The 13,937-nt window shown below is 42.2% G+C and carries 10 protein-coding genes and 1 pseudogene; 7 read left to right on the top strand and 4 right to left on the bottom strand.

What is annotated here, in order from left to right:
- From AB5Y72_RS20935 to AB5Y72_RS20925, 3 genes are all read left to right on the top strand, one after another.
- A partial coding sequence (locus AB5Y72_RS20935) for a transposase (RefSeq protein WP_336583559.1) occupies window positions 1–339 on the top strand: 339 nt, incomplete at its 5' end.
- Between the two features lie 169 nt (window positions 340–508).
- Window positions 509–916, top strand: a complete 408-nt coding sequence (locus tag AB5Y72_RS20930; protein ID WP_109113143.1) for an H-NS family nucleoid-associated regulatory protein — start codon at window positions 509–511, stop codon at window positions 914–916.
- A 330-nt stretch (window positions 917–1,246) separates the two neighbouring features.
- Window positions 1,247–2,164, top strand: a complete 918-nt coding sequence (locus AB5Y72_RS20925) for an IS5-like element ISAs13 family transposase (protein WP_368199575.1) — start codon at window positions 1,247–1,249, stop codon at window positions 2,162–2,164.
- Between the two features lie 190 nt (window positions 2,165–2,354).
- Here AB5Y72_RS20925 and tolC read toward each other — a convergent pair whose 3' ends face one another.
- The 3 genes from tolC to AB5Y72_RS20910 form a co-directional block, all read right to left on the bottom strand.
- Window positions 2,355–3,656 (bottom strand): outer membrane channel protein TolC, encoded by a 1,302-nt coding sequence (gene tolC, locus AB5Y72_RS20920; protein WP_041202624.1) that lies wholly within the window; start codon window positions 3,654–3,656, stop codon window positions 2,355–2,357.
- Window positions 3,657–3,742: 86 nt separating this feature from the next.
- Window positions 3,743–6,883, bottom strand: coding sequence for an efflux RND transporter permease subunit (locus AB5Y72_RS20915; protein WP_005303884.1), 3,141 nt, complete (start codon window positions 6,881–6,883; stop codon window positions 3,743–3,745).
- Window positions 6,880–8,424 carry an efflux RND transporter periplasmic adaptor subunit gene (locus tag AB5Y72_RS20910; protein WP_283940755.1) on the bottom strand — a complete coding sequence of 515 codons (1,545 nt, stop codon included), beginning with the start codon at window positions 8,422–8,424 and terminating at the stop codon, window positions 6,880–6,882. The genes AB5Y72_RS20915 and AB5Y72_RS20910 overlap by 4 nt, the downstream gene beginning before the upstream one ends.
- Before the next feature lie 208 nt (window positions 8,425–8,632).
- Between AB5Y72_RS20910 and AB5Y72_RS20905 the strand changes: the two genes are divergently transcribed.
- The 4 genes and pseudogenes from AB5Y72_RS20905 to AB5Y72_RS20890 form a co-directional block, all read left to right on the top strand.
- Complete coding sequence (locus tag AB5Y72_RS20905; RefSeq protein WP_182310302.1) at window positions 8,633–8,956, top strand: hypothetical protein; 324 nt, start codon at window positions 8,633–8,635, stop codon at window positions 8,954–8,956.
- Window positions 8,957–9,148: 192 nt separating this feature from the next.
- Window positions 9,149–9,835 (top strand): heavy metal response regulator transcription factor, encoded by a 687-nt coding sequence (locus AB5Y72_RS20900; protein ID WP_021140716.1) that lies wholly within the window; start codon window positions 9,149–9,151, stop codon window positions 9,833–9,835.
- The gene (locus AB5Y72_RS20895; RefSeq protein ID WP_283940754.1) at window positions 9,825–11,180 is read left to right on the top strand and encodes a heavy metal sensor histidine kinase; all 1,356 of its coding nucleotides are present in this window, start codon (window positions 9,825–9,827) and stop codon (window positions 11,178–11,180) included. Before AB5Y72_RS20900 ends, AB5Y72_RS20895 begins: the two co-directional genes overlap by 11 nt.
- A gap of 112 nt (window positions 11,181–11,292) precedes the next feature.
- Window positions 11,293–11,391 (top strand): annotated as a pseudogene (locus AB5Y72_RS20890) (IS5/IS1182 family transposase); the annotation flags it as partial.
- Between the two features lie 134 nt (window positions 11,392–11,525).
- On the opposite strand, the gene AB5Y72_RS20885 reads toward AB5Y72_RS20890, so the two are convergent.
- Entirely contained in the window at window positions 11,526–13,934 is a 2,409-nt protein-coding gene (locus tag AB5Y72_RS20885; protein ID WP_080937942.1) for a heavy metal translocating P-type ATPase, read from the bottom strand.
- Window positions 13,935–13,937 lie beyond the last annotated feature (3 nt).

The raw sequence follows: 13,937 nt of genomic DNA, 5'->3' as shown, positions 1-13,937 counted from the left end.
AGTGGTAGCGCGGTGATATCCGATGGATTGGCCTGTTTCAAAGCGGTCAAGGAGGCCAATTGTGAGCACCTGGGTGTTGTCACCGGGGGCAACCTGGACTGGCTGGATCATCCGGCATTCAACTGGGTAAACACGATGATAGGAAATGTGAAAAACTCGCTGCGGGGCAGTTGCCATACGCTCGGAGCGAAGCATTTACCAAGGCATCTTGCGGAATACTGCTTCCGGTTTAATCATCGTTTTGACCTCAAGAGCATGTTGGTTGAATTGGGGCATGCAGTCGTGGCAAGCCCTCCGATGCCATATCGGCTCTTGAAGCTGGCTGAGGGTCATGGGTAATCAGGTAGCAGATTGGAGCTAGGCCAATAAGTAGATCCAAACGCAATTTAGCTCACGAATTTTAAATGATGCTATTTTTTGAGTCATCTTGGTGCCAAAAACAGTGGAGCTAATGCTGGGATTGAGAGATAATTTTCCTGATATAAAAATGTGATACATGAGGCTATCAATGAACGATTTTTTGAAAACACTGCTGAATATTCGCAGCCTGCGAGCTGCACTGCGTGAGCTGTCATTTGAGCAGTTAGTCGAAGTTAGGGAAAAATTCGAAGAAATTTTTGCTGAGCGTGAACAGCAAGAGACCAAACTGAGAGAAGAGTCAGCTGAACGCCTGCAAAAACTGGCTGAGTTTACCGAAATGTTGAAACAGGCAGGCATCGATCCGAGTGAGCTGGTTGGCACTGCCGCTCCGGCGAAATCCGAGGGTTCAGTCAAAGCCAAACGCGCTCCCCGTCCTGCAAAATACAAGTACACCGAAGGCGGTCAGGAGAAGACATGGACTGGCCAGGGCCGCATTCCCAAGGCCATCGCAGAAGCAGTTGCGGCTGGAAAAGCACTGGATGACTTCTTGATCTAATGCTGAGAGCCCATGCCTGCTCGGCGTGGGCCTTTAATTCTATCTGTAGTAGGAGCACCGTATGGGGAGGACATTGTTCCACTCAAGAAGCATCGATTTGTGAAATAAAGCGGATGAAAGAACAAATGGAGCAATTCGCACGTATAGTGCGGATTATTTAAACAATGGTCTTTATAAAACTTAAATCCACATTAAAAACTACAGCCCTATAGGTCGCTATATTTTCTGAATGAGTTTATAGCGGCGTTGTTGCCCAAATCGATGCAGCTTGAATGGAACTAACTGAGGACTTGGTGATCTGATCACCACCATCTCCTTCAAGTCTGCATCATGAGCACGTCGCTTCACCCCATCACCAACTGGCCTACATACAACAAATCTTTGATTAACCGTGGTTCACTCACCTTCTGGGTTGATGCCGAGGCCATGAACAACTGGTTTCACCACGGCCATCATGGGCGGCGGGGCCGCAGCCAACTATACACTGACCAGACCATCTGCACCTTCCTGATGCTCAAGGGGATTTTCAACCTCACTCTGCGGGCCACCCAGGGACTACTCGACTCCCTGTTCGAGTTGATGAACGTACCGCTTTGTGCCCCCGATTACAGCTGTGTCAGCAAGCGAGCACGCACGGTGGCGGTGGCTTATCGACAGCCCTCTAAGGGGCGCATCACTGACTTGGTTATCGATTCGACGGGCCTGAAGGTATTTGGTGAAGGCGAGTGGAAGGTCAGAAAACACGGCGCCGAGAAGCGGCGAGTGTGGCGCAAGTTGCATCTGGCGGTAGACCCGGTGACCCACGATATCGTGGCGGCGGAAGTCTCGCTGGAAAATGTCCATGATGCCGAGGTGTTGCCGACCTTGCTCAACCCACTGCGGCGCAAGCTGGGACGTGTTTATGCGGATGGCGCCTATGACAGCAAAGCCAGCCATCAGCTAATCTCGCGCAAAGGGGCGACAGCCTGTATCCCGCCTCGCAAGAACGCTGGGCTATGGGAAAAAGGACATCCAAGAAATGAGGCTGTGCTGGTGATGCGCAAGGTAGGGCTGGCGCACTGGAAGAAGATATCGGGGTATCACCGTCGCTCGCTGGCGGAAACGGCGATGTATCGGTTCAAGCAGTTGCTGGCGGGGAGAATCAGTCTGCGTAACTACAATGGCCAAGTGGGAGAAGTCATGGCGTATGTCAGTGCCATAAACAAACTGAATACCCTTGGTCTGCCTGTCAGAAAGCCCCGAGTGTAACGGTCACTTGGGGCTGGGGCAGTTGTGGCTTGATGGTTGATTTGGGAAACAGCGCCGTTTATAGCTATACACTAATAGTAACAAGTGCTAAAAACCTTCCGAAAAAAATAAATAAGAGAAATGAATTTCCAGGTTAAATAAAAGGCATCAGTGCAAAACTGATGCCTATTGAAAAATAGATTACACACAACTACCTTAAATTAACTAAACCATTATCAATATCAATTATTTCTTTTTTACCTAAAGACCCTGAATTTAATTTCAATGTGGCAACGTTGACTATGTAACTATATCTAGAAATAGCTAACTTTGTCTTTGCATCATATAATTTTCTATTAGCATCCAATACATCAATGATAGTCCTAGTGCCAACCTCATATCCTGCCTCGGTCGCTTTTAAAGCACTTTCAGCAGAAACTACAGCTTGTTGGTATGCTCGAACGGATCCTATGCTTGCATTAACATTGTTATATGAAGACTTAACTGCACTCATGACCGAGCGATAACTTTTCTCCAGCTGCTCACTGGCAGCAACATAGTCAAAAGAAGATTGTTTGACTTGTGATGCTGTTGCACCACCTGTATATAGTGGCAATGAAAATTTAATACCAATGTCGCCTTGATTGGAATAACCGTCCGTATTAACTGTATTATCTTTGTAGTTATTATAAGTTGAAGATAACCCCATAGTAAGATCAACTAATGGCTTATGTCCTGACTTAGATAAATCGATCTGCATCTTCGCAAGTTCTTTTTTAATCCGAGCCTGATGTAATGCCAAATTTTTTTCAATTGCTGCATCAGTCCACTTATCAATTTTCCATAAAGTTTTTTGAGGACTGAAACGCTCTGTATCAAGCTTATTAAGCTTTCTATGCTCAAGACCAGTTAACTCACGTAGAGCCTCATAGCTATTTTCAAGCGTGTTCTCTGCATAGATCTCATCGGCAAAAGACTGATCGAAGGCGGCCTCTGCCTCATGTACATCAGTAATCGCGGCCAAACCTACCTCAAAACGCTGCTGGGTTTGAGCAAGCTGCCTCTGAATTGCCGTTTTCGTTGCCTGAGAATAAATCAGCGAATCTTCAGCCTGGAGAACATTAAAATATGTCTGTATTGTACGAAGCACTAAGTTTTGATGCTCAAGAACATAAGAAACATCTGATAGTGTCGCATTCTTCGCAGCTAAATCAAGATTAATCCAATTAGCACTGTTGTAGAGAGATTGCTCTAGATTGATTGCACTATTCGTTGCGCTCCCAGTTTGCATATCCAGATTATCGTCAACATAGTTAGCACTAAGACCAAGATTTATCTTTGGTAGAAATGATGCTTGCTCTTCATTGATTTTTTCGAATGATTGGTCACGCATTGCCTTTGACTCAAGAAGTTGCGGATCCTTTTGCTTCGCCAAGTTATAAATATCTAGCAAGCCCTCCGCATGCGTGTAACTACTAAGAAGAGCGAGTATAGGTAAAAACATTTTGTTCATCATGATAGATACCAACAGATTGTAAATAAAGAAAACGAAAGTAGCGGATGCATATTCATATAATGCATCCGCCTGTGCACCAACCGTTATTCAGGCATATCAACACCTGTAGTATTAGTGATGCTCTTCAGAGTACGTCTACGCCATAAGTAAAATGCCGCAGGTAGAACTAAGAGAGTTAAAACGAGTGCGCTTACCATCCCACCAATCATTGGCGCGGCTATTCGTTGCATAACCTCAGAGCCAGTCCCATGACTCCACATGATAGGTAATAGGCCAGCAATTATCGTTACCACTGTCATCATTTTAGGACGTAGTCGCATTGCAGCTCCATGGATAACGGCACCATGTAATCCTGCATTATCAAGTTTATCGTTCTTAACGAGATCATCCCAAGCATGGTTGAGATAGATCAACATCAATACACCTGTTTCTACAGCGACACCTGCAAGTGCTATGAATCCAACTCCAACGGCCACTGACATATTAAATCCAGCTAGCCACACGTACCAAATGCCACCAACTATAGCAAGAGGCAAGGTCGTAAGAATAAGAAGCACTTCTTGAACACGCCGAAACGCCAAGTAAAGCAATAGAACTATGATGGCAACGGTTAATGGGACTACATAGGTAAGGCGAGCTTTAGCTCGTTCCATATATTCGTATTGACCAGACCAAGTAATAGAGTACCCAGCAGGAAGAACTAATTGTTCTCCGACCATTTTTTTTGCATCCGCGACAAATGATCCAATATCTCTATTACTAATATCAACATATACCCAACCATTTAACCTAGCATTTTCACTTCGCAACATTGGGGCTTCATCGCTAATATAAATTCGAGCAACATCAGCTAGAGCAATTCGTTCACCTTTGGGAGTGATCAAAGGAAGCAACTCTAGACTAGCGACTGAGTCGCGATAGCTTTGTGGATAGCGTATATTGATTGGATATCGCTCTCGCCCCTCTATCGTCTGTCCAACATCCATGCCGCCCACAGCCGTTGCTAGTACTGCTTGAACATCCGCAATATTGAGTCCATATCGGGCAGCCTTCAGTCTATCGATATCAACTTTGACATAACGACCACCGGCGACACGCTCAGCATACACGGATGATGCCCCCTCTACACTGCCAACAATTTTCTCAAGTTGCTGTCCTATTTTTTGTATCACTTTAAGATCTGGACCAGCAATCTTGATCCCAACAGGTGTTTTAATTCCTGTTGCGAGCATATCCGTTCGAGTCTTGATTGGGGGGACCCACGCATTTGTCAAACCAGGAAATTGAATTAATGAGTCTAGCTCTTCCCGTAATTTCTCTGGTGTCATCCCAGGACGCCACTCTGATTGAGGCTTCAGCTGAATAGTGGTTTCCATCATAACAAGATCAGCTGGATCTGTTGCACTATCCGCACGGCCAGCCTTACCGAATACATTCTTTACCTCAGGGACAGTTCTAATCAGCTTATCTGTTTGTTGTAATATCTCTCGCGTTTTCCCTACCGAGATATTTGTTGCCGTTGTCGGCATATACATCAGATCCCCCTCATCAAGTGGAGGAATAAACTCAGACCCTAAATATTTTAAAGGCAAGAAACCAACAACGGTCACGATAAATGCTAAAGTAAGAGTCACCTTCGGCCATGCTAAGACGCATTTCAGCAAAGGTATATAACCCTGACTTAGCCATCTATTAATTGGGTTCGCTTGTTCAGCAAGTACCTTACCACGAATAAAGTACCCCATTACAACAGGGACTAACGTTATTGCAAGTGCAGCAGCTGCGGCCATAGCATAAGTCTTAGTATATGCGAGCGGAGCAAACATCCGCCCTTCTTGTGCTTCAAGAGCAAATACTGGTAAAAAGCTCATGGTAATAATTAATAGAGAGAAAAATATAGCAGGGCCGACTTCTGCACTGGCCTCTCCAATTACCTTCCATCTGTTTTCATTAGTTAGGGGTGTCTGTTCCATATGCTTATGGACATTTTCAATCATTACAATTGCACCATCAACCATTGCTCCAATTGCGATGGCTATCCCTCCCAAAGACATTATGTTGGCGTTGACACCCTGTATATTCATTATTATAAATGCAACTAGAATTGCAATTGGTAGGGTAATAATCACTACTAACGATGACCGTAGGTGGAATAAAAATGCTAAACAAACTAATACAACAACAATAAACTCTTCCAGTAACTTCCCTGAAAGGTTGTCGATTGCTCTTTGGATTAGATCTGAGCGGTCATATACAGTTATTATCTCAACCCCATCTGGTAGACTACTTTTTAATTCATCAAGACGAGTCTTAACTCCATCAATAGTGTGTTGTGCATTTTCGCCATAACGCATGACGATAATGCCCCCAACGACTTCACCTTCACCATTGAGCTCTGCGATGCCTCGACGTACTTGAGGGCCAGTTACCACATCCGCTACATCACCTAGCAATAGTGGAGCACCACGTACATTTGTTCCTAATGGAATGTTTTTTAGATCAGAGACATTTTTCAAATACCCATTGGAGCGAACCATATACTCAGCTTCGGCCATCTCGATAACTGAAGCACCTGTTTCCTGGTTACCTTGTTCTATTGCTGTCTGAATTAAAGACAAAGGTACACCATATGCACGCAGCTTATTGGGGTCTACACGAACCTGATACTGACGAACCATTCCTCCAACCGTAGCGACTTCAGAAACCCCCTCTACAGTCTGTAATTCATACTTTAAAAACCAGTTTTGCAGTGAGGTTAATTCACTTAAGTCATGCTTACCTGTTCTATCGATCAGTGCATACTGATAGACCCAACCAACACCAGTTGCATCAGGCCCAAGCTGGGGCCTCGCAGAAGATGGTAAATTAGGAGCAACTTGGCTCAAGTATTCTAAAACTCGTGCCCGCGCCCAATACAAATCCGTATTGTCATCGAATAGAACATAAACGAAAGAATCACCAAAGAAAGAATAACCACGGACGGTAGTTGCACCAGGAACAGCAAGCATGGCGGTGGTTAATGGGTAAGTTACTTGGTCTTCAACTACTTGTGGTGCTTGCCCAGGATAACTTGTTTTGATAATAACTTGAACATCCGACAAATCAGGCAGCGCATCAACAGGAGTTTGCTTGACTGACCATATTCCCCATGCAGTGAGCAACACACTTAACAAAAGAACAAGGAATCGATTGCCAATAGACCATCGAATTATTGATGTGATCATTTCTGACCTCCTATCTCATCCATTTCGGCCATATCATGCTTGGAATGGTCCAATTGTGGAGCAGATGGAGCCTTACCTTTCCCGTTGCTACTATTTGAATCTGAATTTTTAATATTTGTTTTAGCAATCGGCTCCTTGATACCAGTTATAATGTATCGTTCCCCATCCTGCCTTAGCAAAACACTCACGGAGTGACCCATCTTTAAACTTGAAGGAGCAATACTCTTATCAAGTTCAAAGCTCATACGCATTGCTGGCCATTGCCATTCTGGTACTTGTTGGTGTGCAATTGTGATCTGCCTATTCTGACCAATATCAACGATGTCAGCATTGACCCAGACTTGAGCAGGACGAAATGCAGTCATGCGCTGGAAGTCGGAACTGATACTTGACTCAGAGTCTAATAAAAACTGAGCAGACCTTACTATCTCATCACCTTCTTCAACTCCAGATGTAACAACGATATGTTCCCTAAACTGAGAACCGAGAGTGACTTCAACAGATTTGAAGCGCCCATCACCTAATGACAGCACTACTCGATTCTGCGTTCCTGTTCTAATAATAGCCTCACTAGGCACCACAAGATTAGACTCGGTTCCACCGGCTTTTATGTTGATCTGAGCAAACATATTCGGCTTAAGGAACTCGTCTGGATTATCAAAGCGTAGCCTGACCTTAAGCGTTCTAGTTGATGCGTCTAGGGTGGGATATAAATAATCAACTTTACCGACCCAAGTTCTGCTTGGCGCATAATCAAGAGTCATGGTAACTGGATCTCCCAATTTCAATACGGTAGCTTGGCGCTCAAAAATTTCTGCACTGACCCAAACTTGTTGTAATGTGCTGATATTAAATAGCGCCTCAGCTGGTTCTACGTACTGTCCCTCTCGAATTTTTAGCTCAGAAATATATCCATCACTAGGTGCATAGAAATTAATTGTTTCACGCACTTTCCTAGTTCGCTTTAAAATAGATATTTGATCACTTGGAATTTGTAGCGCCTTGAGTTTCCCTTCTGCGGCTCGAATCAACAAAGGGTTACTGCTATTCATGGCCAACAAGTATTCATGCTGCGCATTTACTAAATCAGGGGCATATAATGCGTAAATAAAACTACCTTTGGTAACCCTTTGCCCCTCACTTTTAATTGCAAGGGTTCGTACCCAGCCAGCTATACGTGAGTTGATAGCTTCAAGACGGTCTTCATCATATCCAACATATCCAACAGTATCAATTTCCTGATAAGTAGGAGCTCGTTTGACTTGATCGAGACGAACACCAAGATTCTGCTGTATTTCCGGTGATATTGTAACTGTGCCAGCTGACCCTTGACCTTGAGCTTTCTCTTCATAAACAGGAATGAAATCCATTCCCATTGTGTCCTTGGCTGGAGAAGGTCTCTTATCAGCTGGATCCATCGGGTTTACCCAATAAAGAGGTTGTTTTTCCTTTAATGTATTTACATCTTTAAAATTTGTGAGCAGGTAGACACTACCGCCTCCTGCGACAAAAACTAACAACATTGCAATAAATTTCATCATGCCATGCCCCTTAAGATATATTAAAAATATGGAAAACCAGGTGGTGTAAAATTATCTCTCATACCCCAATAGGGTGAATCATACATACTTGCCCTCTTAAAGATCTATATCCTTACGGTAATGTAATCTTGCTGACAGCAGCATGTAATGTTGATTGTATATAGTGATTAGCGATAACCGTGCAATAACAACGAAATGAGGTAATCCAATGAAAATCAAGACCATCTTAGCTGCGCTCACCATGTTGATTAGTAGTTCAGCGGCTTTCGCTAATGCCCCAATGCCTTTCGATCTTAGAGCAGCGCATGGAGTAGTCTATGTAGAATGGAAAATATCTGCATTGCCTACTGACTCCGTGGACGTATCCACCCCCGATGGCACGAAACTGGGCGTTGTGAAGGCTCTCCCTGGTAAGACCAAGCAGTTAACACTTCCTTCTGATAAAAATATTACAGAAGTTATCGTGGACTATAAAGGAACCATTCATAACGTCTCTCTCCCGCATGGTATGGGAAGCGGTAGTAACCGTTAAGATCTTCCACATGTAAAAAAACGGCCAGCTTATGCTGGCCGTTTTTTAAACATTAAAAAAAATCATTCTAGATTTTATAATTTCGATATAACCTTCATTGAAACTCTTGATGCAGCTGGATTTTTTTTATTTTTTAGTGTATGTAGTAGCATAGACTACTGACTATCTTAATACTGCATATTGGAGAACATAATGAATATTTTAGTTGTTGAAGATGAGCCAAAGATAGGTGAGTATTTAAAGAAAGGACTCACTGAGTCAGGCTACATTGTTACTCTCGCCACAAATGGAATTGATGGTCGCTTTTATATACTTAGCCATGAATTTGACTTAATAATACTAGATATTATGTTACCTGGGATTAACGGATGGCAGCTTCTTGAGGAAATTAGAAATATAAACATTCAAGTACCTGTCATGTTCCTGACGGCAAAAGATGGTGTCGGAGATAGAGTAAAGGGGCTAGAGTCTGGAGCTGATGATTATCTTTCAAAACCATTTGCATTCACTGAACTACTAGCCAGAATAAAAAACCTTCTTAGGCGATCCAAAGACAATCATATTGAAGAGGTTATATCAATTTCAGATTTGATTATAAACATCAAATCAAGAACAGTTAAGCGGTCGGGTAAAAAACTACATCTCACCCCTAAAGAATATCTATTACTTGAGTTATTAGCTCGGCGGCATGGTGAAGTATTACCTCGCTCATTAATTGCCTCTTTGGTATGGGATATGAATTTTGACAGCGATACAAATGTAATAGATGTTGCAATCAGAAGATTAAGAGCCAAGGTTGATGATGATTATCAAATAAAATTAATTCATACTATTCGAGGAATGGGATATAAATTAGAAGGTGCTGGCGATGAAGAGTAACATGCCTATAACTATACGTGCTATGCTTTTTGTTTCTGTCGCCATAACGATCAGTATGATTTCCTTGTTATTTTTGGTAGAGACATCTATCAAAAATCATTTCTTAGACCTTGATAATGAAACGATAGATAACAAAACGATTATTATCGAGCAGTTTTCAAAGCGCATAGATGCAGTTCAAAGAATTATCAATTGGGATACAATCAATCCTGACTCTAATTTTTATATCGAGATATTAAAAGATGGTAAAAATATATATAGGAGTGAACGAGACAGCTTTAATTTGAGAAAGTTCAGCAATACACTAATTCATGTATCTGAAACTGAGACTTCCGCTCCACATAAATATCTCAGTAAAAACATTAATTTTAAAAAAAATGATAACTCCTATTCAGTCGTGTTCTATTTAGACTCAAGTGTTCACTCTCATTTTTTGTCTGACTTTAGGATGCAGCTATTAATCATAGTCTTTGGTGTTTGGGCGATCATAATATTGTCTACATACTTGGGTATAAGGCAAGGCCACAAACCTATTTATATATTAAGCAAACATATGTCGACTATTCAGGCTGAACAGTTGAGCTCAACATTAGAACCCAACCAATATCCGAGAGAGTTAAGGGAGTTGGTTGACTCATTCAATACCATGCTATCTAAACTAAACAATAGTTTCGTTAAGTTATCTGATTTTTCAGATGATGTAGCGCATGAACTAAGAACCCCATTAACCAATATAATCATGCAGGCTCAAGTTGGGTTAAATCAAGACAGGAGCATCTCCGAATATAAAGAGTTCCTATATTCAATTCTGGAAGAGCTTGAGCGTTTGGCAAAGATGGTTAGCGATATGCTGTGGATTGCCAGGTCAGACAAAGGTTTGATTTCTGCAAATAAAGAATTTTTAGATTCAGAGAATGAACTTTCTTCTATTTTAGATTTCTTTATGTATTTAGCAGAAGAAAAAAGCCTTACGTTTAACGTTGCAAATACTAATAAGCTTGTATTTGCTGACAAAATAATGTTTCGTCGTTCGATATCCAATCTGATATCTAACGCAATAAAATACTCAGAGAGTAACTCTGTCATTAGCATCTCGATATCAAACGATGAAGGAAATAATTCTATTGTTGAAATAAAGAACAAATGCAAAGGTATAACTTACGATGACTCTTTGAGAATGTTTGACCGATTTTATAGGGCAGATTTATCAAGATCTAGCAATAACGATAGTGTCGGACTGGGTCTATCGATTGTTAAATCGATAACCGAAGTTAATGGAGGGAAGGCATGGAACAAATTAAGTGGTGATTATATTTCATTCTATTTATTATTCCCAGCCAAATAGCTTTTAGCTATTTAACGTAGGACGACACTAGCATTATTAAAGAGCATGGTTGCCAAAATCAGCCAGTAAGTCATGACTTCCCCAGCCCCAAGTGACAGCTACGCACGGGGCTTCCTTACAGGCAGGCAATGCGCAGGTGGCGGGGGAAATCCTAGCAGGGGTAAAGGTCATGAACAGGATAATGGGCTTAAGTATGCCCGTTTGGCAGTAAGTCAGTTGGGTAAGGAAAACGATCAGGGAGCAAGCAGCCTTGTTTTAAAATTAACTAGCAAGGCCACTTGGTCGTGGAATGTCGATAGGTGACATTTAGACTCATCTGCGGACATATAACCTCCGCAGATAGGATCAAGCATTCGTGACCTTCATACCACGGAGTCTCAGCGCGTTCAAAATTACCGAGACTGAACTTAAGCTCATAGCTAACGCCGCGACCATTGGTGATAACAGGAATCCCGTAGACGCATAGAATACACCTGCTGCAAGCGGTATACCAAAAACATTATATATGAAAGCGAACGCTAGATTTTGTTTCATATTTTTTATCGTTATGTTTGATAATGTTCTGGCTAATGCAATCCCTCGTAAATCACCTTTGACTAAAGTAACGGAGGCGCTACTAATTGCCACATCAGTACCTGTTCCCATAGCGACACCAACATCAGATCTTGCTAATGCAGGGGCATCGTTAATACCATCTCCCGCCATCGCCACAATATGCCCCATCTGTTGAAACTTGGTGACTAGAGCCAATTTCTCTGAAGGTTTAACATCGCCATATATTTCGCTAATACCGAGCTTACCCCCCACAGCCCTAGCTGTAGATAGACTATCGCCAGTAGCCATAATTACAGTTACCCCACTTTTTTTCAATGCATCCAAAGCTTCCTGTGTGGATGATTTTATTGGGTCACTTATGACTAGCAAGCCAACGATGGTAAGATTTACGGCCAGGAACATCACACTAGCACCTTCGTGACGTAATCGATCTGCATCATCCTTCACTGCCTGTGTACTTATTCCCTCTTGCTCCATCAAAGATGCATTACCCAGTAAAAGGAACTTTTCAGCTACGATACCTTTTACACCATTCCCTGGAATGGTTTCAAAATCGCTGACATGATGTAGAGTCAAGAATCTATCTTTCGCTGCTGTGACAATTGCTTGTGCTAATGGGTGCTCACTTCCTTGATCTAAACTGGCAGCTAATCTCAGTATTTCATCATTTTCTAAGCCGTTTACTGATATGGCTTGTTCAAATATAGGATGACCTGCGGTAAGCGTACCAGTTTTATCGACAATCAATATATCGACCTTCCTGAAATTTTCTATCGCAGCTGCATCTCTAAATAATATTCCTTGTGTTGCACCTTTACCAGTCGCTACCATAATTGACATCGGTGTTGCCAAGCCTAATGCACAAGGACAAGCAATTATTAATACAGCAACCGCATTCAGTAAACCATACTGCCAGCCTGTTGTGGCCCCCAAAAAACCCCAAGTGAAGAACGTGGTTATGGCAATGAGTACAACAACAACAACAAAATTACCTGCTATTTTATCAGCCATTCCCTGCATTGGGGCCTTGGAACGCTGTGCTTGCACAACCATATTAACGATTTGAGCCAGCATGGTTTGTGAACCCACTTTTTCTGAACTCATGGTAAGAGATCCTGTTGTATTCAACGTTGCTCCGATTACTTTATCACCTCGTTTTTTACTTACCGGAATAGGCTCTCCTGTCAGCATTGACTCGTCAATTGTACTGATACCATCAACAACGACCCCATCCACAGGAACTTTTTCACCAGGTCGGATACGTAAAATGTCTCCCACCTGAACTTGGGAAAGTGGAATATCTCGTTCGCTTCTATCTGGATATATTATACGGGCAGTTTTTGGAGCTAGTCCTATTAACAACCGAATCGCCTCAGAGGTTTTTGAGCGAGCTTTTAACTCCATGATTTGACCTAGCAGCGTCAGTGAGATGATGACATCTGCCGCTTCAAAATAGACAGCAACCCGTCCCATTGACTGAAACGACACAGGGAATATATCTGGTAATATTGTGGCAATGATACTATAAATAAATGCAGCACCAGTTCCAGTTCCGATTAATGTCCACATATTAGGATTGAAAGTTACTATAGATTGCCACCATCGTTCAAAGAATGGTGATGCAGCCCATAATACTACGGGTAAGGATAGCACCAGCTCAACCCAACTCTGAGTATTCATGCTAAAAAATGCTAATTTATGACCAAGCATTGCTAATAGTGTTACAACAATAGTTAATGGCAAGGTTAACCAAAACCGATACTGGAAAATATAAAGTTCAGAATCACTTTTATCCTCATCTTCAAACTGAGGCTTTTCAGGTTCAAGAGCCATACCACATTTAGGACAATTACCAGGCTTGTTAACTCTGACTTCAGGATGCATTGGGCATATATATATGACTTCTTTGTCACTGCCTTTCTGGGCTTGGTGCGCAGTAGATTCACTGGTAGATACGGAAGGCTTCGCATCCGTTCTTACATAAGTTTCTGGATTTTTATTAAAGGCAATAAAACACTTATCACTACAAAAATAATATAGCCCACCATCATATTTAACATATTTTTCAGTTTGATGTATTTTCATACCACAAACAGGATCGGTGTGGTATTGCGAGCCTAATTCTGTTGGTTCCTCTATATCATCATGGCGATGAAAGTCATCGTTTACTGCTGATGGATAAATTTTCTTAATTCTCATCAC

It is taken from the genome of Aeromonas sp. R7-4 (genome assembly GCF_040908055.1).
GTDB classification, from domain to species: Bacteria; Pseudomonadota; Gammaproteobacteria; order Enterobacterales; family Aeromonadaceae; genus Aeromonas; species Aeromonas sanarellii.
Note: the sequence above shows the minus strand (reverse complement) of the source record. Positions and strands in the feature narration are given on the sequence as shown.

Bases quoted from the DNA above. Each gene is read 5' to 3' on its own strand.
- AB5Y72_RS20930 (WP_109113143.1), top strand. From the start codon at position 509: ATGAACGATTTTTTGAAAACACTGCTGAATATTCGCAGCCTGCGAGCT.
- AB5Y72_RS20925 (WP_368199575.1), top strand. From the start codon at position 1,247: ATGAGCACGTCGCTTCACCCCATCACCAACTGGCCTACATACAACAAA.
- tolC (WP_041202624.1), bottom strand. From the start codon at position 3,656: ATGAACAAAATGTTTTTACCTATACTCGCTCTTCTTAGTAGTTACACG.
- AB5Y72_RS20915 (WP_005303884.1), bottom strand. From the start codon at position 6,883: ATGATCACATCAATAATTCGATGGTCTATTGGCAATCGATTCCTTGTT.
- AB5Y72_RS20910 (WP_283940755.1), bottom strand. From the start codon at position 8,424: ATGATGAAATTTATTGCAATGTTGTTAGTTTTTGTCGCAGGAGGCGGT.
- AB5Y72_RS20905 (WP_182310302.1), top strand. From the start codon at position 8,633: ATGAAAATCAAGACCATCTTAGCTGCGCTCACCATGTTGATTAGTAGT.
- AB5Y72_RS20900 (WP_021140716.1), top strand. From the start codon at position 9,149: ATGAATATTTTAGTTGTTGAAGATGAGCCAAAGATAGGTGAGTATTTA.
- AB5Y72_RS20895 (WP_283940754.1), top strand. From the start codon at position 9,825: ATGAAGAGTAACATGCCTATAACTATACGTGCTATGCTTTTTGTTTCT.
- AB5Y72_RS20885 (WP_080937942.1), bottom strand. From the start codon at position 13,934: ATGAGAATTAAGAAAATTTATCCATCAGCAGTAAACGATGACTTTCAT.